This window comes from Sphingobacterium shayense (genome assembly GCF_013179575.1).
In the GTDB taxonomy this organism is placed as follows: Bacteria; Bacteroidota; Bacteroidia; order Sphingobacteriales; family Sphingobacteriaceae; genus Sphingobacterium; species Sphingobacterium shayense.
The window spans coordinates 1-26,562 of record NZ_JABMCQ010000044.1; the positions used below are offsets into that span (position 1 = coordinate 1).

Here is a 26,562-nt window from a genome sequence, read left to right on the forward strand (position 1 = left end):
ACTACAATAGGGAAATTAGCACATCAGCTTAAGCAAGCCGGTAATAAGGTTGTATTGGGCGCTGCGGATACATTTCGTGCTGCGGCAGTAGATCAGATCCAACTTTGGGGAGAGCGGGTAGGTGTACGGGTGGTTGCTCAGGCAATGGGTTCGGATCCGGCCTCGGTAGCATACGATACGATAAAATCGGCTGTCGCTAATGGCGATGATGTCGCTATAATTGATACGGCTGGGAGGCTACATAATAAGGTTGGACTGATGAATGAGTTAACCAAGATAAAGAACGTTATGCAGAAGGTCGTTCCCGGGGCGCCGCATGAAATCTTACTTGTTTTAGATGCTTCTACTGGACAAAATGCAATTGAACAGGCGACACAATTCACGCAGGCCACGGATGTGAACGCGCTCGCTTTAACGAAACTTGACGGGACGGCTAAAGGAGGCGTGGTCATCGGAATTTCCGATCAATTTAAAATTCCCGTTAAATATATAGGAGTTGGTGAAAAAATAGGCGATCTACAGCTTTTTAATAAAAAGGAATTTGTCGATAGTTTATTTAATTAATCATATCCAATTAGGTGGTTGCTATTTAGAGGAGTCAACTATACCTTATCTGATTAGAGATGATAACTCATTCGTTGAATGAGGACTTTCTTGGAGAATTTCTTCTGCAAACGACCAATGGGTTATTAAAGATTCAAAAATAATGAAAACAAAATATGCTAAGGTTGCCACTCCGGCAAGCAAACCCCGCGTGAATGTCGTTACACTGGGTTGTTCGAAAAACATACACGACTCGGAAGTGCTAATGGGACAACTCAGAGGCAACCAAATGGACGTTGTACACGAAGCGTCTAATATCAAAGCGGACGATATTATAGTAATTAACACCTGTGGCTTTATCGATAACGCAAAGCAAGAGTCGATCGATACTATTCTGCAATATTCCGCGCTTAAAGAGCAAGGTAAGGTAAATAAAGTAATCGTTACAGGTTGTCTTTCTGAGCGCTATAAACCAGAGCTTTCGGCAGAAATTCCATCGGTTGATGCATTTTTCGGAACAAATGATTTACCCGATCTCCTGTCCTCCATTGGTGCCGACTACCGCCACGAGCTATTGGGTGAGCGCATGCTGAGCACGCCGTCTCATTATTCGTATTTTAAAATAGCCGAAGGATGTAACCGCCCTTGTTCTTTCTGTGCCATTCCCATTATGCGGGGAAAGCACGTTTCTAAAACTATTGATGACTTGGTAAAGGAAGCGAAATTTTTAGCTGCGGGAGGAACAAAAGAATTAATATTGATTGCGCAGGATTTAACATATTATGGTCTGGATATTTATGGAAAGCGAAATCTATCGGATTTGATGCGTCATTTGTCCGATGTTGACGGAATTGAATGGATACGGTTGCAATATGCGTACCCTTCAGGTTTCCCGATGGATATTTTAGATGCTATGAATGAGCGATCGAATATTTGTAATTATTTGGACATGCCATTGCAGCACATCAGCGACCCTATGTTGAAATCAATGCGACGCGGCACAACAAAACAGAAGCAGATTGACTTAGTTAAAGAGATTCGCGATAAAGTCCCTGATATTGCGTTGCGCACGACTTTGATTTGCGGGTATCCCGGAGAAACAGATCAAGATTTCCAAGAAATGTTAGATTGGGTAGAGGAGACTAGATTTGACCGCTTAGGTTGTTTTACATATTCCCATGAAGAGAAAACACATGCACATAGTCTGCAGGACGACGTTTCCGAAGAAATAAAAGAATCGCGCGTCGAGCAAATTATGGAGGTACAGCAAGGCATTTCGTATGAGATCAATCAGGCCAAGATAGGGACTACATATAAAGTGTTGGTAGATCGAGTTGACGGTGATTATTTCATCGGTCGAACCGAATATGACTCTCCAGAGGTAGACAATGAGGTTATATTAGATGCGCGTAAAGACTACGCTCGTATCGGAGACTTCGTTCATGTCAAGATTGATCGAGCAGAAGATTTTGATCTTTATGGCCAAATAGTAAGCGATAAAAACTAATTTATCTTCAAGTAAAAAAATGAGAATCTCCGTTTCCTCTTCTAGGATTCGGAGATTTTTGATTAGAGGATGGTGATGGATGAAAAAATCCATGCAGTGTCATTAAATCATTAAAATGCAAAAGGCTATCTGCGATTAGCCGAAATTTCCGTAATTTGAGCGGGTATTTGATGTGGCCAATCCGCGGATTTCCTTCGCGTTCGAATACAAAAATTGGCTCTTTAAAGTCGTGATCGAATTATATTTAGATGAAAGCAACATATATTGATTATAGTGATACAGGAAGTTTTTCAAAGACCTTATTGGCATATTTGGAGAAAGATGAAAATCTTACATCGTTTTATAATCGACCTGCTGAGCTAGCCAGTTTTGCTGCTCAGATTGAAGAAAAGAAAAACTTTGCGCATCGTGATTTGCTTACCGCGGAATTACGGAAACAGTATGGAGATTTACTAAATATCTCGCCAGAAGTTGCACAAAATATTTCGCTTCTTGCGGAGGAGAACACCTATACGATTACGACCGGGCATCAACTGAATATATTTACGGGTCCGTTGTATTTTATTTTTAAGATTGTAACGGCAATACGTCTAGCTAAAGATTTAAAAGCGGCCTATCCTAGGAGTAATTTCGTACCCGTTTATTGGATGGCAACGGAGGATCATGATTTTGCGGAAATTAATCATACTCGTGTTTTCGGAAAAAAAATTGAATGGGAAACTCCGGCAGTTTCTGGTACCGGCCGTATGTCGACCGCAGATATCGATGAGGCCGTTAAACAATATTGTGGCACCTTCGGGTTAGGGCCCAACGCACAAAAGCTGACGACCATTGTTGAAGAGGCTTATCGGTCTGGGCTGAATCTAGCGCAGGCGACCCGTGTAATGGTAAACTCGCTTTTTAAATCACACGGACTGGTTATTATCGATGCGGATACCGCGGCATTAAAAAAACCTTTCATTCCTTATATTAAAGCGGATGTGTTGGAAGAAAGAAGTGCGGAAGTGGTACAAAACACCTCTGATTCACTGTCCAAGCTAGGATTCAAGACGCAGGTGCATGCCAGAGACATTAATTTCTTTTACCTCACGGACGCGTTTCGGGAACGTATCGTCCGTTTGGATGACGGCCGATATGAGATACTTCATCAAGATATTTATTTTACACGTTCAGAGTTAGAAGAACTAATAGATCGCCATCCCGATCGTTTTAGTCCGAATGTTATTATGCGGCCTTTGTACCAGGAGGTTATCCTTCCTAATTTAGCGTATGTGGGCGGTGGTGCAGAAATAGTATATTGGTTACAGCTAAAGGCAAATTTTGATCAATATGGGGTGGAGTTTCCGATTCTTATCCCACGAAATTCGGCTATTATTACGGATGATAAAATTGTAGGTAAAATATTTCGGTTAGATCTTACTTTGAAAAGTATATTCCGCCCGATGGAAACACTAAAGGATGATTATGTCCGTCGTCAAACGACACATAGGCTTAATTTGCGCGATGAAATGATGGAGTTTAACTCCATTTTTGCAAAACTTAAGCTTCGTGCGCACAAAATTGACCCGACGTTGGGAGCGAGCACAGATGCTGTCAAAGCCCGGTTGAAGAAAGCTTTAAATAATTTGGAAAAGAAGTTGCTTAAAGCGGAAAAGCGTAATCATACGGAAGCTCTAATCCAGATTGAGAGATTGAAGGATTATCTATTTCCGGGGGGAGGGTTGCAAGAAAGAACGGAAAATTTTGCATCTTTATATGTAAAGTACGGAGACGAGCTGGTAACAGAGCTTGAGCGCCATTTTAACCCATTGGAATTTAAATTTACAATCCTGTATTAGTGGAATCGGCAGAAATTATATTAGAAGAAACTAACTTTTATCGTTATTATACGGAAAAGGGAGGACTATCGAGAGAGAATTTTATGGCTCTTAACGATTACTTTTCCTTTAAAGAAGTACCTCATAATACGTTTCTTTTGCAGGCGGAAGAAGTCTGCAGCTACACGTTCTTCGTAGAAAGCGGTTTACTAGAGTCATTCTCGTTAGACGAAAAGGGAGGTGAACACATTCTGCAGTTCGCACCCGAAAACTGGATTGTTTCGGACCGGGCAAGCCAGTATTTTAATAAACCTTCAGAATATTATATTAAGGCGATTGAACACTCTGTGATTGTTTTTATCCAGCCAGATTTTTTGACGAAGGCTTCTCAACAGAATCCCGACTTTGCTTGTTTTTTAGATAGTTCTTTGCAGCGTAATATCTATGTACAGCAAAAGCGTATAAGCTCCCTGTTGGCCATGACGGCCAAAGAGCGATATATAGCATTTATGGAAACTTATCCGAGCCTTATGATGCGGGTGCCACAATGGATGATTGCATCGTATTTGGGGATAACTCCTGAAAGCCTGAGTCGGGTGCGTCGAGAGCTATTAAATGACGAACGAAGCAGTCGTAAAAAATAGCGGCTAATAGAATACCTCCGCGATCATGCAACGCGCACTTCCTCCTCCTGCAGCCTCGATGGTGTCTAAGGGAGAGTGGATTATGGTTCCGAAAGACTCCAGTTGATCGATCTGAGACCTATTTAGACTTCTGTAGGCTTGAGAACTCATTACAATCCCTGGAGAGCCGCTTGTTGAGCAAACTTCAAGTATATTTCCCGCGAAGTGGTTCATTTGATCTTCGCTTATTGGGAGGATTGTCTTTCCTGAAGCCTCCAGTCTATGAATTAATTTATCGCGTTCCAATACGTTGTCAATGCTATCCAAACAGATTTGGGCGAAATGTGTCCCAATAGCCATCATTACGTTAGTATGGTATATAGGCTTACGCAAGTTGCCGACGGTTTGATTCGCTTGGAAGATAAATGCCTCGTACCCTAAGTCTAAACAAAATTGATGAATGAGGGGTGCGTGGGCGCGTGCGGACAGGGAACAGTAGGCGATCCTGTTTATACGGTCTAGTATTAAGCAGCCGGTACCTTCTAGAAAGATGTTTTGTTCCTCGTGTTTGCTATAGTCTATTATATCATCGTAGATTAATCCCCAACTTGCCAGTGCTCCTAAAGGATTCAGTTGCCGTTCACGACGTCGATTTTGAGCAAACATCGGATAGATTACTGCAGTTCGCTTGTGAAATGAAATGGTGTTGTTGGGGAAGATGCTGTCTGGCGTATCCAAATGGCCGTCGTCTTGTAAGACAAGCGTGTTTAATCCAAAATCGGTTAATGTGGTTACGAAGTGATCGAATTCACGAGTCGCTGATATTGCGAGGTGCCTGCCACCGACGTCCTCTTGAAAATAATTATCGATAGCGGTTTCCTCGTTTTTCCGGAATTGCCCCGGTCTGACCATGAGCAGCGTATCGGTCGTTTGTGTATTGGCGATCATATTTTATCACGTAAAAGAGGTAGAGTGGAACAGCGGAGTAGCCCTTCTTGTTTTCCAATTTCGTGGTAAGAAACTTCCTCAACCAGGAAGTGGTTTTCACGGAGCCAGTTATTCAGACGGTTAAAACGCTGCTCACTGACAATGATATTTTCTGAAATAGAGAAGACATTGCTGTACATTTCGTACATCTCTAAATCGGTGATTTTAAAAAGATTTTCTTCTCCAAACAAATCTCGGAGGAAATGGTAGTCTGCGGGCTCCTTAAAACCGCCGGGGTAAATAATCGCTTTATCTTTTCCGACAGGTTGGAAGCAACAATCCAGATGAAGGGCATTTCGACGAGCATCGGTCATCGACTTGATTAGATCGAATTCTTTCACCGTTCTGTCGGGGAAAGTGTCTTTGATGAATGATACGCCATTGAGATTTGTTCTTGCTGTGTTAATATTAGCGTAATCGTCCCCTTTGTAGGTGCCGACAAAAATGTAGTCGTTCCAAATAATGACGTCTCCGCCCTCGATATGGCAGTTCTCCGGGGCGATAATGAGATCTTTTTCGTCAATCTGGTTTGTGATCAGGCTGAGCGCCTCCCATTCTTGGGCTCTGTCGGGAAGAATGTTTGCTTTTACAAATTTGTCACCGATTACAAAACCGATATCTCGAGAAAATATTTGGTTAAGATCTTGAATAATTTGTGGGCGATAAACTTGTACCCCATAACGCTCTAGGATCTCCTGAAAAGCGCTCATTTCGAATACCATATCGGATTCGGTTGGGTAGGACCCAGCAAGAATGTGCTCTAAGGACTTGGGGTCGTACGCTTGAGAACTGGTGGGAGTTGGACCGTTGTCATTCGCTACCCCCAGTATAACGGATCGAAGTCTAGCCGTTTCATTCTCTATATGCAGTTTAATCATTTCTTTTAGTCTAATATTGGAACTCAAAGTTATACAATTTCGTTGACCATGGCGCGCTCGGATAGAATAATTTTGCGATTCAGAAATATGCCCTGAACCTTGTGGTATAACGTTAAAAATGACGGTATATTTCACGTTCTATTGTTACTCTATTTACTCTCGTTTTCAATATTTTATCATTTTTCGATCAAGTGCAATCGGTTGATTGACTTTTGAGTTTTAAGAAATGTGCGAGCATGTGTTTATTCGGGGATAAAATCGTATTTTTGCACTTTCAAATGATTTTTGAAGAAATGGTGCTTTTTAAAGCGTATGAGAGTGCTTTAGAAAGATTGAATGAAAAAGTTAAGCGCAAAAATGAGCAACGTATTTTATCAAGAAAAATTTCAGGATCGTCACAATGGCCCCAGAGCCGGTGAGGCCCAAGAAATGTTAGCCTATCTAGGCGTAGGATCGGTAGACGAACTTATCGAGCAAACTGTTCCAAGTCAAATTCGATTGAAGCAGCCATTGGCGCTCCCGAAGGCGTTGAGTGAGAAAGCTTATCTAGCGAAGGTAAAGCAAATTGCCGATAAGAATAAGGTTTTCAAATCTTATATCGGTCAAGGTTACTACGATGTGATTGTACCTGGTGTAATTCAGCGTAACGTGCTTGAAAACCCAGGCTGGTATACGCAATACACACCATACCAAGCGGAGATAGCACAGGGACGTTTGCAAGCATTGTTGAATTTCCAAACGGTTGTTTCAGATCTGACTGGTCTTGAGGTGGCGAACGCATCTTTATTGGATGAAGCTACAGCAGCTGCCGAAGCGATGTTTATGCTTTACAGCGCACGTAAGAATAAAAACGCAAATGTATTTTTAGTTACAGCAAACGTATATCCGCAAACTTTGGATGTTCTACAAACTAGGGCGGTCCCGTTTGGCGTAGAAATTCGTGTAGCCGACATCTCCGTAGAGAATCTTACTGACGACGTTTTTGCCACATTTATTCAATACCCGTCTGCAGATGGGACCGTTGCAGATTATGCTGCGTTTACTGCTGCGGCTCAAGAAAAAAATATTACGAACTGTGTTGCTGCTGACTTGATGTCATTAGCGTTATTGACGCCTCCAGGAGAATGGGGAGCTGATGTGGTCGTTGGTAATACACAACGTTTTGGCGTACCGATGGGCTTTGGTGGTCCTCATGCCGCTTATTTTGCAACAAAGGATACGTATAAGCGTAATATCCCTGGCCGTATTATTGGTGTCACCTCAGATTCGAGCGGAAATTATGCCTTACGAATGGCGCTTCAAACGCGTGAGCAGCATATCCGTCGTGATAAAGCTTCTTCGAACATTTGTACCGCGCAGGCTCTGTTAGCTATTATGGCATCATTTTATGCTGTTTACCATGGTCCTGAAGGTATCAAAAATATTGCCCTTCGTATCAACGATCTGACAAAATTAGTTGATAAGGCCGTACAGGCGCTAGGGTATAAACAATTGAACCGAAGTTATTTCGATACGTTACGTTTTGCGGTAGGCGATGAGCTTGGCGCGTTAAAGGGTGAGGCACTTAATAACGAGGTTAATTTTTATTACAGCGAAGGCGTAGTAGGGATTTCTATCGATGAAGCCACCACGTATGAAGATGTTGAAACGATTGTTAAAGTTTTCGCGAAGATCAAAGGTAAATCGATCACTGATATTAATCTAGATGAAATTGTTAACGATCTAGGCGAGTCAATTCCGGTCGAACTTGCACGTCAGACGGCTTACTTAACGCATCCGTTATTTAATGAATATCATTCGGAGAGTGATATGCTTCGTTATATAAAATCTCTTGAGGCAAAGGATTTATCTTTATGCCACTCGATGATTCCATTGGGGTCCTGTACAATGAAGCTTAATGCCACATCTGAAATGATTCCATTAACATGGGGCGAGTTTGGGAGCTTGCATCCTTTTGCTCCCGCGGATCAGACAACGGGCTATATGCAGCTTATTAATGAACTTAATGAGTGGTTATCAAAGATCACTGGATTTGCGAAAATGTCTTTCCAGCCGAATTCTGGTGCGCAAGGTGAGTATGCCGGTTTGATGGTCATCCGAGCTTATCACCATAGCCGCGGTGAGGAGCATCGCAATATCTGTTTAATTCCAGCATCTGCGCATGGGACAAACCCTGCTTCAGCATCTATGGCTGGACTGAAGGTTGTTGTCGTTAAGTGTGATGATGCGGGTAACATTGATGTAGATGATTTACGTGCTAAAGCAGAAGAGCATGCAGCAAATCTGAACGCGTTAATGGTCACTTATCCGTCTACACATGGTGTATTTGAGGAATCTATCATTGAGATCTGTGAGATTATACACGCTAATGGTGGTCAAGTCTATATGGATGGTGCGAACATGAATGCGCAGGTGGGTTTAACCAGCCCTGGGTTTATTGGTGCTGATGTATGCCACTTAAATTTACATAAGACATTTTGTATCCCTCATGGCGGGGGTGGCCCCGGTATGGGACCGATTGGTGTGGCTTCACACTTAGTGCCATTTCTACCAAATCATGAAGTGATAGCAACTTCTGGAGAAGAGGGAATTTCAGCTGTCTCGGCGGCACCTTTCGGTTCGGCCTCTATTTTGACTATCTCTTACGCATACATCGCTATGATGGGTGGTGAAGGGTTGACGGATGCTACTAAAATGGCTATTTTAAATGCCAACTATATCAAAGCACGGTTAGAAAATCACTACCCTGTGTTATACGCGGGTGCTAATGGTCGTTGTGCTCATGAAATGATTTTAGATTGCAGAGGATTTAAAAAAGTTGGTATTGAGGTTGCGGATATCGCTAAACGTTTGATGGACTACGGTTTCCATGCACCGACGGTTTCCTTCCCGGTAGCAGGTACGCTAATGGTAGAACCGACGGAATCGGAATCAAAGGCGGAGCTTGATCGTTTCTGTGATGCACTTATTGCTATTCGTGCAGAAATCGCCGCTGTGGAACAGGGCGAAGCAGAGCAGAATAATAATGTCCTGAAAAATGCCCCACATACGGCAGATGTCGTGACTGCAGATGAATGGGATAAGCCATATAGTCGTCAGACAGCTGTCTATCCACTACCATATGTTAAAGCCAATAAATTTTGGCCTTCCGTGGGACGTGTGAATGATTCGCAAGGAGACAGAACATTAATTTGTTCTTGTCCTCCTATCGAAGCCTACGCGGAAGCGTAAGCTTTATACATTAGTTTTCTAGCTCCTGTTATAGAAATGTAACAGGAGTTTTATATTTTTAGGAAATACCATATACAATTCCTATGATTAAGTTGACTACAACCTTACTAACCTTATTTTTCTTCGCTGCTACTTACCTCTCGTATGGACAAGAGCCGATCTTTCGGTTCGGAAATGTTAATCGTTTTGATGATTTTCTGACAGAATCGGTAGAACAAGAAACAATGAACTGGATTCAAGTAAACACTGAAGACACTACTTGGAGCGTAAAAGACGATGTGTTGACGTGTAAAGGTCATCCTATTGGCGTTGTGCGTTCGGAGAAGATGTACCAGAACTTCATCATGCACGTAGAATGGCGGCATCTAGAGGCCGGCGGCAATTCTGGAATTTTCGTATGGTCAGATGCTAACCCGGAGTCGCATAACCGACTACCTAGCGGTGTAGAGGTGCAGATGTTGGAGCTAGACTGGGTTAACCAGCACCTATCAAATGGAGAAAGGCCTCCGATAGCGTATGTCCACGGCGAGTTATTCGGCGCCGGTAAACACAGTACAGTGCCCGACAATCCGCGAGGGATCCGCAGTAAGTCCGTGGAGAATCGCTGCCTAGGACGAGGGGAATGGAATACCTATACTGTTGTGTGCGTCGACGGAACAATTAAGCTTTCCGTAAATGGGAAATTTGTCAATGGAATTAGAGATGCAAGTAAGCGAAAAGGATACTTATGTCTAGAATCCGAGGGAGCGCATATCGAGTTTCGCAATCTGAGAGTTATCGAGTTAGACGAGGGCAGTATTCAGGAGAGCCAAATTGTAGCAGAAAAATAGGCCGCGGTAACAATTTTCTAGCGAACTGTTGTAATTGGAATGGGAATTGTATTTTTAGACAAACAAAACGAAGATGAAAAGTACATGGTATCTGGCCCCTTTGGCCGCAATGCTGATTTTCGCATCCTGTGGCGGTGGTAAATACGCCGCGACAGAGAAGGTTTATAAGAAAAAGGCAAAAGATTTCTCTATACAATATAAAGAGGCTCCTGTAGAGTCTCAGCTTGAGAAACTTATTACTTCGCATGATAAACAATGGATAGGTTCGATTAATTTTGGCGTACGTAAACCAAATTATGTCATGATCCACCATACAGCACAGGACTCCTTAGCGCAGACGGTGAAAACCTTCCATAGTGCTAGGGCAGGAGTTAGTTCACATTACGTCATCGGCCGTGATGGGAAGATCGTGCAAATGGTCAATGACCTTTACCGCGGCCACCATGCCGGGTTAGGTAAGTGGGGAAATGACACTGATCTTAATTCTTCGTCGATAGGAATTGAACTTGATAATAATGGCCTAACCGACCCATGGCCAGAGGCACAGATAAATGCACTAGTTGATCTATTACAATATCTGAAAGAAACCTATAAAATTCCGCAATCGAATTTTATTGGACATATGGATTATGCGCCAACGCGTAAGAATGACCCGTCTCGCTTTCCATGGAAAATTCTGGCAGACAAAGGATTCGGGTATTGGTATGACCAAGTGCTGCAAGATGTGCCTGAAGGATTCGACCCAAGGGTTGCTTTGAGGGTGATTGGCTACGACGTCTCGAATTTAGACGCAGCAATCAAAGCATTCAAAATCCATTACATACAAACGGAGACGACCACCTCGGAGCTTAACGATAACGACCAAAAGATTCTCTATTCGATCTTTTTGAAGTATATGTAATTGAATTATTGCATCAAATGAAAAACGCCAAGATCAATACGATTGGCGTTTTTTTATTGCTCTTTATAGAATTCCGGTTTTAACGTTAGACCGTTTTTACGAATTTCTCATCGTAATTTTCAATGTCGACTATATATCGGTTTTTTATAAGAAAGTCGAAAAGTGATTTCGCTTCTTCGGCCACCGGTAGATTTTTTGTTGTGATGATGTCTCCGGATTTTTTGTCTAAGTATGGATACGCGTAGAGTTTTACATTTTTACTAAACATTCCTGAAATATAGGAAAGGAGTTCATTTGTATATGTTTCTTTACTGTAGTTATGGGTGTTGAAAATATTTCTTAAGTTAGAAGCGTTTGTCGCAATTCCCACATGTTGAGGTTTGAATGATTTGATGAATTCTGCAAGGTGATTGTTCCGGCGGAAGTTGGAAACCATAATATTATTTCCAGTCGAACACAAGTATTCTGCACGTTCAGCGAAATATGTCAAGTCTTCGTCGGTGATCAGCTGTTCTTCATCAAGTACGTTACCCATTAACACCTCGATAAGAACAACTGTATCTTCGGGCTTGGCACCCGTGTTTTTATAAAACTGTTCTAAAGCACTGTTAAAAAGGTCAAAGTTCGGATTTGATTTTTGACGGTATTTTGTACGAAGAATAATTATATTCTTCTTATATAGATAATCTTTTATTTGTGCAGCTTTTGCATCGGGACGGAAAATTGCGGCTCTTGCGAAACCTTTCGCTATTAGGTAAAGGTTCAGTAGTCGCTCGTTTGCCGATTCAAATATGGGGCCAGATACTTTAACTAGATCGATCTCCACAGAACCGACAGAAAGATTGTCGACTAGTGATTCGATCATCGTTTGCGGATCTTCGGAATAATAGTATGCAGCAAAGATCAGGTTTACACCTAAGATGCCTAAGACTTTGGATTGTAGACGAGAATCGCTGTCCAATAAGCGTACGTGAATGACGATGTCATTTATCGGACCACCAACCTCAGCTTGAAAACGAACGCCGATCCATCCGTGTGGATCATTATTCTTAGCAAAATTTAATGTGGTTACTGTGTCGGCAAACGCGAAAAACTTTTTTGAAACGTATTTTTCGCCATGAAGGCGCTCGTTGAGAAGATTGAATTCATGATTCAACATTTTTATGACTCGTGTTCGGCTTACGTATCGGCCGGATTCTTCAACACCATATATGGCATCACTAAAAGTCATATCGTATGCGGATATGGTTTTGGCGATAGTTCCCGATGCGGCTCCAGCTCCAAAGAAATTTCTAGCAACTTCCTGTCCAGCACCGATCTCCGCAAATGTCCCGTATATGTCGGGGTTTAAGTTAATTTTCAGCGCTTTTCTCTTTGTCTCAAAAATTTCTCTTGCCATGGCGGCAAAGTTACGAAAAACGTGGGATTATTTGGGCAATAGCGCGGCATGTAAAATAATATTAGGTCGAGTTAAAGCAGGCCTAATTTTTGAAAAGTATAAAAAAGAGCGGCACTGTGAAGTGACTGTCCAATTTTGTTACTCAATAGGAGGTCTCGTGCTTGCTCCACGTTCAAAGTGATTACTTCGATATCTTCAGAATCGTCAAGATTTTGTTCCTGTATCCGGACACCTCCTTTTAATAAGTAAGTGTGTGTAAGGTTATCACTAGTGGCGGGATTGGCGTAAAGTTCGCAGATTTTCTCTATACTCTGAAAGGCGTATCCCGTTTCCTCGAGCATCTCACGACGGGCCCCCTCTGCAGGCTCCTCACCTGGCTCTACGACTCCCGCGGGCAACTCTACGAGTACCTTAGCAGCCCCATGACGATACTGTTTTACGAACAAAATCTGCTGATCTGTTGTAAAGCCAATCATGTTTACCCAGGTTGGGTATTCTAGGACGTAATATTCTTCTTTGATATGTCCATTGGGCATCTGCAGTTTATCAACACGGAGGGTCGCCCAAGGTCGTTCGACGATGTATTTAGAGTCTAATAATTTCCATTTTTCCATCTCTATACGACTATGTCCTCCATGATGTTTTTCACCTTTTGTTCGAGCTTCTTTGAGATGGTAAGATAGTTCTCTGTATTTGTGAGCGCTTCCTTTACGGAACAATAAAATTTTATTTTTGGTTCTGTTCCCGATGGACGGGCCGAGATTACATCTCCTTGTTCAGTGATGAACTGTAATACGTTGGACGACGGAAGGTCTATTTTTGATTGGGTACTGGAAGCCAAAATTGTTGCGGTTCCAGACTGGTAATCTCTAATTTCTTCTACCGGAATTCCTCCGAGTTTTTGTGGAGGATTAGCGCGAAGATCGGCCATCATTTGTCTGATCTCGTCTGCTCCTGCTTTTCCTTGTTTTGTGAGTGATATAAGTTTTTCTTGGTAGAAACCGTATTCTTTGTATAAGCTTATTAGCACTTGGAATAGTGTTTGCCCCTTGTTCTTGAAGTAAGCGGCCATTTCCGCAATAAAAGCACAAGAACTTATCGCATCTTTATCTCGAACCAAGTCGCCGACAAGGAAGCCGTAACTTTCTTCACCACCAACAAGATAGTTCTCCGTACTTTGTAGACGTGTTATAACTTCACCGATAAATTTAAACCCTGTTAACGTTTCGTAATGTTTCACGCCAAAGGAGTCACTGATAGCGGTCATCAGATTGGAGGTGACGATTGTTTTGACGATATAGTCATTCTCTTTGAGTTGACCTTGTTCCTTTTTAGCTGATAGGACGTAGTATATAAGCAGACTTCCAATTTGGTTGCCGTTTAGCAGTTGAATCTCCCCTTCGTTATTTTTTACGGCTAGCCCCACACGGTCTGCATCCGGGTCTGTTGCCAAAATAACATCAGCGTCAATTTGTTGTCCTTTATGTTTGGCCATCGACATCGCTTCTTCCTCTTCTGGATTAGGATATATTACAGTCGGGAAATTTCCGTCGGGTGTTGCTTGTTCCTGTACGATGTGGATGTTCGTAAAACCCCACGCCTCAAGCATTTTAGGAACGACAGTTATGCCTGTCCCATGGATTGATGAGAACACTATTTTTAAGTCGTTTTGAGCCGCTATCGCCTCTGGATTTATGCTTAATGATTTGTTTGCTTGGATGTAGATATCATCGAACGATTCATCTACCAGGGTGATGTGGCTTGGATCAGCTTGAAACTGGATTTCGGAAACTGAAGCGATGGCATTGACACGATCAATGACATTCGTATCATGTGGAGCGACAAGCTGACCGCCATCATTCCAGTAGGCTTTATAACCATTATATTCTTTGGGGTTGTGCGATGCGGTAAGCATAACGCCTCCTTGGCATCCGAAATGTCTTACTGCGAATGAAAGTACTGGCGTTGGTCTTAGCTGTTCAAAGAGGTATACCTGAATCCCGTTCGCTGAAAAAACATCTGCGACCAGTCGTCCAAAGTTCTGAGAATTATTGCGGCTATCATACGAAACAGCGACTTTGAGCTTCTCATTTGGAAATTGTTCTATTAAATAGTTCGCAAGACCTTGTGTAGCCTTGCCTATAGTGTATTTATTTATACGGTTGGACCCAACACCCATGAGACCCCGGAGACCTCCAGTACCGAATTCTAACTCCTTATAGAAGGAGTCAATAAGTTCTGTTTCTTGGTTATTATCTATGAGTTTTTGTACGCTAGCTACGGTGTCGCTATCGTATTGCGGGCTTAGCCATTGATTAATACGGTTTTGTGTCGCTTGATCGATATTGCTCATTGTATGCATTTTTGTGCAATAAATATAGCTTTTTCTTATTTAACTGAACAGTCGTTGAATCATTTTTAGCATTTTTAATGCATTCGTTAAAAGACGATACGATATCTAGGCGTCGCACCAGCCGTACGCACGATCTAAAAGGAATACGTACCATGCGCCTTTATACTTTTTTACGTGGAATATTAGGTTATCCCCGTTGGTAAGGATGACGCGATAACAGTCCTTTTCGACGGCTTTAATCTGCGCTAACTCGTCGTCCGTAATTTCTTCAAACTTATGTTTGAATTGGGCGATGTAGGTTAACTGATCGGCGTTTTTGCTGGTATCGACAACTAAGCCAAGTTTATCCCATTTGTCCGTGCCACAGTCGAATACTGGGAGGTTATCGAATGTAAGGGCAAAATCGTTTTTCACCCCGTTATAGGGGAAGTGTTGAGGAACAGGTGTATTAAAATCAAGGCTATCAATGTGCTGATAGGTGTCCATTGCCCCTGGCCGATAAATAATATATAAACCTAGATCGGGATGAATAAGCTTGTTGGCCTTTTGGTTGTCTTTGCTTACATAGGCCCGCACAAAGCGTGTTATCACTTCTGTAAGTTGTCGGGTGTCCTCCACGGGATCTACGGTGGCGAGACTGTCGTTTGTACTTTGCGTGTTGGTTGTGTTCTTGTTGGAAGAGGTACAGGCTGCTAAAAGCAAAAAGATGCACGAAAGGATGGGTATTATTGTTTTCATGATTTGTTTGATTTGCGAATGGTGTTTTCAATACTGTCCCACATCTGCGGTGGAATAGCCTCCATGTTGTTGAATTCACCCGCTCCTTGCAGCCATTCTCCTCCGTCGATGGTTACGACTTCGCCGTTGATGAACCCCGCAAAGTCTGATAGCAGAAATGCCGCCAGATTGGAAAGCTCCTGGTGATCGCCAACACGTTTGAGCGGAACTCGATTTTTAAAGTCGAACTTCTCTAAAAGATCCCCCGGTAGGAGTCTTTCCCACGCTCCTTTTGTGGGGAACGGTCCAGGCGCTATAGCGTTGTGACGGATCCCGTATTTCCCCCATTCCACGGCAAGAGACCGAGTGAGGGTTAGCACGCCGGATTTTGCAATTGCAGAAGGAACGACGAAACCAGATCCGGTAGAGGCATAGGTCGTCACGATATTAAGTACGGACGCCTTTTGCTTCTTGGTTATCCAATCTTTTCCAAAAGTAAGTGTACAGTTCACGGTGCCTTTAAGTACAATATCGATTACCGTCGAAAAGGCATTGGCGGAAAGACGCTCCGTGGGCGATATAAAATTTCCTGCGGCGTTGTTTACCAACATGTCCACGCGGGAAAATCTTTCAATAGTTTGTTCGAGCAAGCTTTCTACTTGGTTTATCTCGCGCACATCGCAGGCTACAGGGAGAACAGGATTTCCGGTTTTCGTTGTTATCTCTTCCGCAGTCTGGGTTAATACTTCGAGCTTGCGACTTGTTAGTACAAGGTTCGCCCCCAGTTCGGAAAAATAGGTTGCCATGGCCTTACCCAGCCCTGTGCCTCCGCCTGTAACGACAATGGTTTTGCCGACTAACGCGTTCTCTTTAAGTGCTCCTTCTATCATAAGTTATGCTTTTTTTGCTGTTAGGTTGCCGATAATTGTCTTAAGTATTTGACGTGTCGATGGTTTCCACCATTGTTCCAACACCTGATTTATTGCAATCGTTTTGCTGTCCTCCAGGGTTTTAAGCAATTCTTTGCGGAGATTAAGCTTTGTTGTCGCCCAAGCGGTCTTGTCGAATTGGGCGTAAACTTTGGCTTTTCGTGCCGCGGCAGTTAATATTCTGTCTGCAGGAACTGTTTCGTCGATAAGCCCGCAGGAATAAGCGTCCGTAGGATTCAGAAGCTTGCCTTCTAAAAGGTTGCGATAAGCCTGTGCTTGCCCGATCCAAAAACTGTAAAGGGAAAAGATACTTGAAGGCACGACGATACCGACAGGCACTTCATTCAGGCCGATGATAAATTCTCCTTCGGCCATAACCCGATAGTCACAGCATATTGCAAGTACACAGCCTCCAGCAGGACTATGGCCTGTAACGGCGGCTATTGAAGGTTTTGGAAAAGAGGTAAGATTGTAAACAAGGTCCATGAAGGCATTCCAAAATTCAGTTATTCCTTTTTCATCATATTCGTAAAGCGTGATTAAATCTAATCCTGACGAGAAAAAACCTTCCTTCCCATGTAATACGATCCCTTCTACTGCTGGATCATTTTTCGCCCGTTCAAGTTCTTGTGTTAACTCAAGAACCATTTCCATGTGAAGCGCATTGGATCGTCCACGGTCCAATCCTAAATGTAATATATGATCCGTGTTTTGCGATTTAATGAATTCCCCCATATTCCGATATTTATAGTGCTAGTTCTTCGAAAAATACGAAAAAATAAATAAAGATACGTGTAAGGTGGCGTGGGGGCCATAGAAATATTGCACGGAGTGGCGCTAGGTAATGGGTCGATACCTCATAGTTTTATGCGCAGGGGTGATGATGAGGAAAAGTCCAGCATAATTAATATCATGTTACAGGGACGGGTGCGGAAAAAAACAAATAGTGTACAGACTAAGAAGTTTGTACACTATTTAAGAGATGTCGTACTGAGTTATTTTACTTCAAAAGGAAGTGTTTTACTGATAAGCCTGCCTGCGAAATCGAGACCTTGGATATTGATTATATATAATCCCGGCTCATCCGAGGTGTAAAAATAAAAGTTTGCCTTTCCTTCTTTATCAGTGATAATATTGGGTTCCCAGTGTATTGTCGTGCGCAGGTCCTGCTCTAGAACGTTTTTTGCCTCGATTTCATATTCTGGTTTGTAGAATGTTTTAGTGATATGTAACCCCTTCGGCTGTATAGTTATGATTCCTTTTGGTCTAAATCGTTGCCGGGCATCAGCACCTGTTTTTGATGTGATGATAATTAAACCGTTTGATCCGTATTGACCGTAAATAGTTGTATAGTTTGAGTTACGAAGTACTTCGATACTTTCGACCTGTGAAGGAACTATCATTTGAATTTGATCAGCATCAATGTACATCCCGTCTAATACAAGTTGCATGGGTGCGTTCGAGCGCGTGTTATAGGGGACTCCATTTTGGAAATAGACACCCATTAGGCGGCCGTTCAGACACATATCCAATGTTGAGCAGGTCGATAATTCTTCTGCCCCTAAGACTTGATCTGCATTACCCCGACCGTTGAAATTCGATGTGTTTTTTGAGGCTTTATTTACGCGAGCATCAGCGGTAACCTGAACTTCTTCAATCGCGATCGAGCGTTCCATGAGTCCTTGTGATTCAAGAGCAGCAAAATACTTTTTGCTCGCTCTTAGCTCATTTTGGAAGATACTATTTATGTTGTTTAATGCGTCGGGTCTGTTTTTATTTATACCTACTTGAGGTGTGCTTGATTCGAAATATCGAATGTCGATATTGTTTTTCCCTTTTTGGTCCTTGGCCGTTAAAATAAATTTTACACTATCTGGAAAAAGAAGGTTGTCAAAGGAAAACATGCCGTCTTGATTTGCAACAGTGTCGATAAAATCCATGTAGTTCATGGTGGAAATTAAAGTCATTTTTGCATTTGGAAACCCAGCTTTACGTCCGAGCTTGTTTGCTTGGCCACGAATACTAATACTTTTCTCGGCAGGAAATTCCGGTGCAACCGTACTGTCTACCGACGACAGGTCAATTTTTCGCCAACCCTGGGTAAGAAGTAGGTTGTCAATTTCTGTAGTTTTAATTTTATTCTGTTCGAAGTAATAAGAAGGATCTTCAATATAACCATTTAGTTCGCTGCTAAGGTAGAGCGCACTCTCGATGCCCGCGAATTTATTCGCCTTGGTTTCGTATTTAGAGCTGTTAATGACGGACGCTGACAGAACCGCGTTGCGAACACTATCGCCCAGACTTCCAGTTTCCAGGGCCACCGACACCTTTTTTCTGGTATTGGTCGTTGGACTGTTTAATGTTATCGCCAGAGGAAGTATGTTTTCCGTGTGGTGTATAAAAACCGGGCGCTCGATGATCGGATCGAGGTTCTCGTTAAGAATTGTTATTGTCACAACACCTGCAGGCAGATCCTTTTTATTAGCGGAGAAGCCGAGTTGCGCTTGTGAGGCTTTTTGCAGCGAAGTGTGATAAGTTTGGCCCATATAATGCAACATAAAATAGATGTTGGACCCGTCTTGTTTATCCGGGGATAAGTTTACCTGCGCAAAAAGTTTGTTTGCATTGTCATTGTTAATTTGAAGATTGTATCCAGACGTTAAAACCGGAGGTAGCTTCGTGTTGATTGAGCTACCATCTTCAAAGCTCGTTATAGCGTGATAGGGCTCGTTCGTGTTGATAAATATCGAGGCCGCACCCATACCTAATTTGTTTGTTTCTAGTTTTGCTACAGTATCTCCTTTGGCGCTTATTATATGTGATGTTGCTTTTACTCCAAGTCCTGAAGGCTGTATGGCTTTGGCTGCAATCTTGTTGAGGGTTCCGACAAGAAGATTTCCTCCTTCTGGAAAAAACTGTATACTGTTTTCTGATGCGGCGGATGAAGGTAGGTTGAAAATCTTTTTGATTGGTGCGTGGGTTGTGTTTTTAAAGGAAAGTGTAAGTTTGGCCTGGGAATACTTGTCATTAAAGGGTATTTGTATGACACCATCTTCGTTCGATTTCTCTCGACCTTTTTTTAAAACCTTGTCTTCATCAGCTATTACATATTCTACGTAGGTATTCTTTAATGGTTGTTCGTTAATTTCTTCAAGACGAATGGTGTAATTTTCGCCTTCTAGTGAAGAAGAGGTTAGGATATTGTCTATCCTTCCATTTGTAAGGTGTATATTTTGGTTATAGAAGTAGCTCGTACTATCGTTTCGCATCCAATTGGTATAGGCACGTAACCGATATGTGCCTTCGATTAAGGTATCCTGCAAACTTATATCGCCAAAGCTCAGACCGCTTATTAACGGAATTTTTATTGCTGTGACGACCTGATCTGCCGGATCTATCAGTTCTACATATGCGATATTACTCAAATTTGACATGAGATTTTCAATGCCGACGGTAACATAGGCTTTAAGCCAGATGGTCTCGCCAGCGGTGTAATTGGTCTTGTCGAGGTGGAGGAACACTTTTTCTGTAGGTCTCAGGATACTGTAGTCGTTGATTTTGGTTAGAAAGCTCTGGATATCTTGTGCTTGCAGACAGTACTGGGAGAGTATGGTAAATACCATTATTATCCACTTTTTTAGGCTCATATCGGTTTGAATTAAGAAACCAAAATACAAAAAAACAAAGAACGATATGTGAATTTTTGTAGATTATTGATTTACATCGGTATCTTTGTCGCTCACGGATCGTTGGTGTTTGATTCGAGAAACCTTTACAAAACGAATTTAGTATATGAATATCTTAATTATTGGTGCGGGCGGGAGAGAGTCGGCCTTTGCCTATAAATTATCTTCCAGTCCAAAATTAGACAAGCTATTTATTGCGCCAGGAAACGCAGGAACAAGTCAATATGGACAAAATGTCGATTTAAAAGTAAACGATTTTCAAGGTATAGCTTCTTTTGCGTTATCCAATGACGTAAACATGGTGCTCGTAGGACCAGAGGAACCGTTAGTTAACGGTATTCATGATTATTTTCTTGATCGCGAGGATCTAAAGCATATTCCTGTTATAGGGCCACAACGTCATGGAGCACAGCTAGAGGGGTCGAAAGACTTTTCTAAAGAGTTTATGTTTAGACACAATGTCCCAACGGCAGCTTACAAGTCATTTGATAAATCAAACCTAATCGATGGGTTAGCTTACTTGGAGACGCAAAGTCTTCCCATTGTGCTAAAAGCAGATGGCCTTGCAGCAGGTAAAGGGGTGTTAATTTGTGAAACGTTGGAAGACGCAAAAGCGGAACTTCAAGCGATGATAGCCGATGCGAAATTTGGTGCTGCAAGTTCTGTCGTAGTGATTGAAGAGTTCCTGAAAGGAATTGAGCTTTCCGTGTTTGTTCTTACTGACGGAGAAAACTACAAGGTACTTCCTTCTGCTAAAGACTACAAGCGGATAGGCGAAGGAGATACTGGGCTAAATACAGGAGGTATGGGGTCCATTTCTCCGGTTCCTTTTGCTGATGACGTGTTTTTAGGAAAGGTTGAAGAGCGGATTATTAAGCCCACGGTCGAGGGTCTTAAAAAGGACGGAATTCCTTATAAAGGATTTATATTTATCGGTTTGATGAATGTCGATGGCGAGCCTTTTGTTATTGAGTATAATGTACGCATGGGCGATCCAGAGACTGAATCAGTATTACCTCGAATTGAATCGGATTTGCTAGATCTTCTCGAAGGGGTTGCTAATGGCGATTTGGATAAGCGTTCATATACGGTGAGTCCCAAAACGGCAGTTACGGTTGTTTTAGTTTCTGGTGGTTATCCTGGCGAATACGAGGGAGGGAAAGAGATTACCAATATTGAGAATGTAGAAGACTCTATCGTATTTCACGCGGGAACGAAGGAGGTCGACGGTAAAATTATTACTGCGGGCGGACGTGTTTTAGCGGTGACGACGTTACAGGATTCTTTGTTCGAAGCGTTGCAGCAAGGCACTGCTGACGCGGGAAGAATATTTTTTGAACGGAAATATTTCCGTAAGGACATCGGTTTTGATTTAATTTAAAAAATAATCTTTTCAAAGTCAATAAATTATAGAATTGACAGATGAAATATTTTGGTGATACGAATATTGCTGTTATATTTGCATCACCAAAAGCAAATGGCCCGTTCGTCTAGGGGTTAGGACGCCAGATTTTCATTCTGGAAACAGGGGTTCGATTCCCCTACGGGCTACTAGACTTGAAGTCAAAATTAAAAAGTCTGCAAACACTATGTTTGCAGACTTTTTGTTTTTTACAACATATGGATTCTTCAAAAAATTCCCAAATAAACAGGGTGTCAATCGTGGCGTTATCAGTTGAGGTGTATTGACGCGATTAACAGGCAAACTTCTGATGCAAGGCTATTGCAAAGAGATAAAATTGTCGATAGAATATAGTGAAAACTGTTCTATTCGATGAAAACTCAAGTGCAACTAGTCACCAGTATAATTGGTACGTTCGAATATATGTTTCTATAGTCCCAAATTTCCTTTAATAAAAATCCTGAAGCGGGGAGCCTCAGGATTTTTAACTAACTAACCAATTATTAACCTAAATTATGAATTGCTTATATAACGTAGCTTCAGCAGTATTTGTTACACCAGGATCTATCTATTAACATAAAATAACAACTTGTCAGGGAATGCATAGGCAAGTTCTTGTTTTGCGCCTAACATTAATACATCTTTGCTTATAGGATAAAGATCCGCATTCGAGGCTTCGTATAGGTACAGAAACTTTCCATCATCCGACAACAGTAGGTCTACAGGCTAGGCTGAATACGCGCTACAATATTACCCTTTACGTTTCAATTGGTTAAGGAAATCCTGGTGATCGAGGGAGTTTCAACAGTAGAACCGCTCGGGGTGCTTGTCTAGTAAAACCGGATATATCTCTTCGAGCCTTTTGTAGCAAACAAACTGTCTTGGGGCACGTCAAGAATAAAGTCGTCATAAGCGATCTCTGTGGTGTCATTGACAGTGTCACCTTTGCCGAAATCTGCCTTGTAATCTATGGTAATAAATCCTTTCTTACTACCCGTGCTTCTAAGGCACATTTGGGATATCTTTGATAACAGCGTTCTCCTGTGTCAATAAATAGCTTTTATTTTGGTTAGCGATCGAAAAGGTTACAGAGTCTAGCTGTGCAGCGGCAGATTAATCATAGAAGGTTAACGTCAACGAGGTATTTGTAACCTGTTGTGGGCTGGCTTCGGGATCCTTGCGGAAGAAAAAGCGCAATATGTTATAAAGGCAGTGTATTCTTTAAGAAAAATTTGTTGTAGAAAGGGAGGTTAGATTCCCAAAAATTTGAATGGTTCTGCTACTTCAAAACTCGAATTTGATAGACCGTTGAAAGCAGTGTTCGGATTTAGAGATAATTTCATAGATGCCGCCCCCTCTTTCAAATCAAATTTGGTGAGGTCTACCCAAAAAGTGCCTGGAGTTAAAACATTTTCGAAATAATACATCTTATTTTTTTGATCTGCTACAGATCTCCACCGAGTTGAGGAAATGTTCGGTTCGGTTTCAGAACTGATACCAAAAGGTACAGAACAATTTCTGATCACACTAAACACACTTGCCACCGCAGTCCTTGTATCTTCAGTTTGTGGAATGGCGTTGATATAGTAAGACGCCCTGACAAATCGGTCAGCAGCGCGGTTGGTGCCGGGCAACATAATGGTTCCGGGAATACTTGCCCAATAGTTATTTAAGGCAAGCTGCTCTCCAAATACCGGAGAATTAGTCATTACAGTATATGATGGATTGTGATGAATTACCAACTTTCCGTTAATATATTCAAATATCGCGTTGTCGCCTGAAGCATCAGAAATGGATAGATGAAGGGTTGTAAATTTATCAGTGCCAGGAATATAATCACTGACTATCACAAATGGTTCGTCTTTTAAAGTTTCTACCGCTTCATTTACAGTCGCAAAATTATCCAATACATATTGTGCCCATGCCGAAATTGCGATGCCCTTTTTACTTCCGTTGGGTTCGAATTTTGGATAACTGGATTCCACCAACCATAACATATTTGCTACTAATCCTTTTTCGTTTAAGCCATCCGCTGTTGCAATATCCCAGGCCGTTGAAACTACACTGCCATATTTGGAAGTCCACTTTACAGATTGGGGCCCCACTTCACCGCTTCTGGAAATTCCTCTGGGGAATACCCATAGATTAGCTGAAATTTCATCTTTCCAGTCCATACTGCGGGCAGTGATTACTGTTCCGTTGGGGCCTTTATACACTACTCGTGTACAGGCCAGAGAATCCTTTTGAACCCAAAGAAATGCTACAAAAAAAAAGAAATACTTCATAGTTAAAGATGTTTAATGTGCCTAATAAGTTGGTGCTATTATTTTTCAGGAATTAATATCAAAAAAAGAACCATTAAAAGAGCCATTTTTTTAAACAACCACAGCAAACAGTTGAATCACGTAATCAAAGTGCTTAAAAAGTCCGCCCTACTACAAAAGTAAAAAAAAAGATATAATAGGCATTTTTTTTTCTAGTCGTTGTGGCTCTTATTTCTTCTAAATCAATCTGCTAGCTCTTCAACCTTCACCCCTCAAAAAACTATCGACGTTCTTGTATACCAATCAAGGAAATGTAGAGACCGAGATTATTTTATACAGTATGCACTTAGTTGAGTGGAGATGTTGGTACTACCTTTCTAACTCAGTCAAATTTTCGATTTGCCAACTTCTGTTTGATTTTTTGGACTATTTCGGCTCAAGTTGATTAACTTTTGATGTGCCTAAACCATGGCCCCCGGAACGTAAAGCGGGGCAATAGCGTTAAGGGCGTCGAGTGGCAAAGACCTGACTAGCCCTGAAAAACATATACTTTTTCAGGACTACTTACCAAACAACCGTTTATTCATCAATTCGTATCATGTGAGAGAGAAATAGTGCTATTTGAAAAAGCATAGTTGTTCATTGAAAACCATTTAATTAGCGGTGTGCGCCCTACTTCAACCAGAAGCATCCTGTGAGCAAAAGTTAACGATACAAAATTAGGAGTCTATTGCGGAATTGCAGTGCTAACGACGGCTAAGTAAAGTTTTAAAATGCCTCCTTTATTTGTATTGTCCATTTATCAACGGTACTACGGTCGGTTTTATCCGCGTTGCCAAAGAAGAGATGTTGCTTGACTTCCAGACCGCAATAGGCGTAGATCCCGTTGTCAGATGTAAGCAGCAACGCTTTATCCATGCCGACCTCACTATAATTAGCTTTTGACTTTCCGTGTGTGTTGATTATAACTGCTTTTTTTCCTTGCAAAAGTCCTTTCTGGAGTCCTTGATCATAAAAGTAAGCAAAACCGTAACTAAATACTCTGTCGATATAGCCCTTCATAAGGGCAGGTAACCCTGTCCACCAAATGGGGTATATGAATGTAATGCAGTCCGCCCATACAATATGATCCTGTTCTCGTTTCACATCGTCTGAAACTCTTCCTTGAACTTGCCCAGCCATATCCTCTAAAGAAAGAATCGGATTAAAGTTCAATAGATATAGATCCCTGACAACGACATCATGTCCTTCGTGAACCAAGTGTTGGGAACAAGCTATTTTCAGGTGGTTGTTTAAACTATTTGGATTTGGGTGTGCATAAATGATTAAATGTCTCATCGTTCTACTTTTTTGTTATCGTTCAAAAGTAGATTACTCCTATATGCTAAAATTGTAAGAAAGCGAAAATCAGTTTATTGGATCGCAAATATCCTGTTGGAATTTAAGATACTTTTTCGGAGTGAGTTTTATGTAATATTGAAAATCATTAATGAGCTGGCTTTGATCGTAGTACCCACATTCGTCGATGATTTGGAACCAATCCACTTGTTTAGATTCGGATACGATATTTTGAATGAGCTTAATAGTTCTTATGAACCTTCGGTAACGATTTAGTTCTTTTGCAGAATATCCCAAGTATTTTTTATGCTTAATTTGGATATTTCTTTCAGTTTGATTCTGATTTTTCGCAATCGATTTAATCGGGCTTAGATTCTGACGTTTAAAATTTATTATCTGTTCAGCGATGGGGTTTCGTTGTCGTAGAAATGGCCTGCAGTATTCAAGAATATAATTAACTTTTTCGGCCGCGTCGTTTATTTTATCAAGGTCGGTCCATAATTCCGTAAAACAGTTCCCGCCTAATAATTCGTCGGGGTTTAATGACAGGGTTCCCGTAATCGATGCGTTGCCGAAGAAACGATAAAAAGCATCACCCTTAAAAGTGGCTACCAATATTTCTGAGTCGGGAGGTAAAGAATAATCAAATCCTTTTTTTATAGGTCCCATCACGATGCATTTGTTAACCCTAATGTGTACATTTTGGTCCGAATAAAGGGTGATTTCGGTGCCGAAATTAAATAACACAATGGACTGGTATGATGGTAACAACGTTTTAGTAATAGGTACTTCAGAGTTGTTCACCGCAAGATAAAAATGGCAAAACACATTTTGAAAATCTGCCGGAACAGCTATCCTAAGATTGTTATATAGTCCGTTATCATCCAGCATCTTAAGCTCTAATTTTCTTTTGTGTAGAAATAGATTATTAACAAAACTACAAATTAATTTGTATTGGTCGATGAATGCCGTGGCCGATTTGGCCGTTATTCGAACACGCGGCGGGTTACGATTAATTCTATTGAAAACGCATAGAAAAGAATCTTGATGACTTGGAGGGCTCATTGGAATTATTTAATAGATCTTCTTGAAGAAGCCGAAAATGCAGGAATTATAAATTGTTTTGTTACAGGGGAATCAAGAAGCACCCGCTTACT

General features: G+C 41.7%; 21 protein-coding genes and 1 tRNA gene. 9 read left to right on the forward strand and 13 right to left on the reverse strand.

Annotated features, from left to right (window positions below; translation table 11 throughout):
- The 4 genes from ftsY to HP439_RS07340 form a co-directional block, all read left to right on the forward strand.
- On the forward strand, positions 1–564 hold a 564-nt coding region (ftsY, locus tag HP439_RS07325), incomplete at its 5' end, for a signal recognition particle-docking protein FtsY (protein ID WP_172389687.1).
- 142 nt (positions 565–706) lie between these two features.
- Entirely contained in the window at positions 707–2,050 is a 1,344-nt protein-coding gene (gene rimO, locus HP439_RS07330; RefSeq protein WP_172389688.1) for a 30S ribosomal protein S12 methylthiotransferase RimO, read from the forward strand.
- A gap of 248 nt (positions 2,051–2,298) precedes the next feature.
- The gene (gene bshC, locus HP439_RS07335; protein ID WP_172389689.1) at positions 2,299–3,888 is read left to right on the forward strand and encodes a bacillithiol biosynthesis cysteine-adding enzyme BshC; all 1,590 of its coding nucleotides are present in this window, start codon (positions 2,299–2,301) and stop codon (positions 3,886–3,888) included.
- Positions 3,888–4,511: a cyclic nucleotide-binding domain-containing protein gene (locus HP439_RS07340; protein ID WP_172389690.1), complete on the forward strand. Its 624-nt coding sequence runs from the start codon at positions 3,888–3,890 to the stop codon at positions 4,509–4,511. Before bshC ends, HP439_RS07340 begins: the two co-directional genes overlap by 1 nt.
- 3 nt (positions 4,512–4,514) lie before the next feature.
- Here the strand turns inward: HP439_RS07340 and ctlX are convergent, their stop codons facing one another.
- On the reverse strand, positions 4,515–5,438 hold the full coding sequence (gene ctlX / locus HP439_RS07345) for a citrulline utilization hydrolase CtlX (protein ID WP_172389691.1): 924 nt from the start codon (positions 5,436–5,438) through the stop codon (positions 4,515–4,517).
- Positions 5,435–6,355, reverse strand: a complete 921-nt coding sequence (locus tag HP439_RS07350; RefSeq protein ID WP_172389692.1) for a dimethylarginine dimethylaminohydrolase family protein — start codon at positions 6,353–6,355, stop codon at positions 5,435–5,437. Before HP439_RS07350 ends, ctlX begins: the two co-directional genes overlap by 4 nt.
- Before the next feature lie 357 nt (positions 6,356–6,712).
- On the opposite strand from HP439_RS07350, the gene gcvP reads away from it, so the two are divergent.
- The 3 genes from gcvP (at position 6,713) to HP439_RS07365 (ending at position 11,317) form a co-directional block, all read left to right on the forward strand.
- Positions 6,713–9,586 (forward strand): aminomethyl-transferring glycine dehydrogenase, encoded by a 2,874-nt coding sequence (gene gcvP, locus HP439_RS07355; protein ID WP_172389706.1) that lies wholly within the window; start codon positions 6,713–6,715, stop codon positions 9,584–9,586.
- Positions 9,587–9,669: 83 nt separating this feature from the next.
- Complete coding sequence (locus HP439_RS07360) at positions 9,670–10,416, forward strand: 3-keto-disaccharide hydrolase (protein WP_172389693.1); 747 nt, start codon at positions 9,670–9,672, stop codon at positions 10,414–10,416.
- Positions 10,417–10,489: 73 nt separating this feature from the next.
- Positions 10,490–11,317, forward strand: coding sequence for an N-acetylmuramoyl-L-alanine amidase (locus HP439_RS07365; RefSeq protein ID WP_172389694.1), 828 nt, complete (start codon positions 10,490–10,492; stop codon positions 11,315–11,317).
- 85 nt (positions 11,318–11,402) lie between these two features.
- Here the strand turns inward: HP439_RS07365 and HP439_RS07370 are convergent, their stop codons facing one another.
- From HP439_RS07370 to HP439_RS07400, 7 genes are all read right to left on the reverse strand, one after another.
- The gene (locus HP439_RS07370) at positions 11,403–12,716 is read right to left on the reverse strand and encodes a nicotinamide mononucleotide adenylyltransferase (RefSeq protein ID WP_172389695.1); all 1,314 of its coding nucleotides are present in this window, start codon (positions 12,714–12,716) and stop codon (positions 11,403–11,405) included.
- A 71-nt stretch (positions 12,717–12,787) separates the two neighbouring features.
- The gene (locus HP439_RS07375) at positions 12,788–13,330 is read right to left on the reverse strand and encodes an NUDIX hydrolase (RefSeq protein ID WP_172389696.1); all 543 of its coding nucleotides are present in this window, start codon (positions 13,328–13,330) and stop codon (positions 12,788–12,790) included.
- Between the two features lie 2 nt (positions 13,331–13,332).
- Entirely contained in the window at positions 13,333–15,069 is a 1,737-nt protein-coding gene (locus tag HP439_RS07380) for a phospho-sugar mutase (RefSeq protein ID WP_172389697.1), read from the reverse strand.
- Positions 15,070–15,174: 105 nt separating this feature from the next.
- The gene (locus HP439_RS07385) at positions 15,175–15,807 is read right to left on the reverse strand and encodes a hypothetical protein (protein WP_172389698.1); all 633 of its coding nucleotides are present in this window, start codon (positions 15,805–15,807) and stop codon (positions 15,175–15,177) included.
- Positions 15,804–16,676, reverse strand: coding sequence for an SDR family oxidoreductase (locus HP439_RS07390; RefSeq protein ID WP_172389699.1), 873 nt, complete (start codon positions 16,674–16,676; stop codon positions 15,804–15,806). Before HP439_RS07390 ends, HP439_RS07385 begins: the two co-directional genes overlap by 4 nt.
- 3 nt (positions 16,677–16,679) lie before the next feature.
- Positions 16,680–17,450, reverse strand: a complete 771-nt coding sequence (locus tag HP439_RS07395; RefSeq protein ID WP_172389700.1) for an enoyl-CoA hydratase/isomerase family protein — start codon at positions 17,448–17,450, stop codon at positions 16,680–16,682.
- Between the two features lie 260 nt (positions 17,451–17,710).
- Positions 17,711–20,362, reverse strand: a complete 2,652-nt coding sequence (locus HP439_RS07400; RefSeq protein ID WP_172389701.1) for a hypothetical protein — start codon at positions 20,360–20,362, stop codon at positions 17,711–17,713.
- A 145-nt stretch (positions 20,363–20,507) separates the two neighbouring features.
- On the opposite strand from HP439_RS07400, the gene purD reads away from it, so the two are divergent.
- Positions 20,508–21,782, forward strand: coding sequence for a phosphoribosylamine--glycine ligase (gene purD, locus HP439_RS07405; protein WP_172389702.1), 1,275 nt, complete (start codon positions 20,508–20,510; stop codon positions 21,780–21,782).
- Positions 21,783–21,880: 98 nt separating this feature from the next.
- Positions 21,881–21,952, forward strand: a tRNA-Glu gene (locus tag HP439_RS07410).
- 681 nt (positions 21,953–22,633) lie between these two features.
- Here HP439_RS07410 and HP439_RS07415 read toward each other — a convergent pair.
- From HP439_RS07415 to HP439_RS07430, 4 genes are all read right to left on the reverse strand, one after another.
- Positions 22,634–22,816, reverse strand: a complete 183-nt coding sequence (locus HP439_RS07415) for a hypothetical protein (RefSeq protein WP_172389703.1) — start codon at positions 22,814–22,816, stop codon at positions 22,634–22,636.
- 237 nt (positions 22,817–23,053) lie between these two features.
- On the reverse strand, positions 23,054–24,088 hold the full coding sequence (locus tag HP439_RS07420) for a linear amide C-N hydrolase (protein ID WP_172389704.1): 1,035 nt from the start codon (positions 24,086–24,088) through the stop codon (positions 23,054–23,056).
- A 747-nt stretch (positions 24,089–24,835) separates the two neighbouring features.
- On the reverse strand, positions 24,836–25,405 hold the full coding sequence (locus HP439_RS07425; protein ID WP_172389705.1) for an NAD(P)H-dependent oxidoreductase: 570 nt from the start codon (positions 25,403–25,405) through the stop codon (positions 24,836–24,838).
- A gap of 69 nt (positions 25,406–25,474) precedes the next feature.
- Positions 25,475–26,470, reverse strand: coding sequence for a helix-turn-helix transcriptional regulator (locus HP439_RS07430; RefSeq protein ID WP_246229296.1), 996 nt, complete (start codon positions 26,468–26,470; stop codon positions 25,475–25,477).
- Positions 26,471–26,562: the final 92 nt, after the last annotated feature.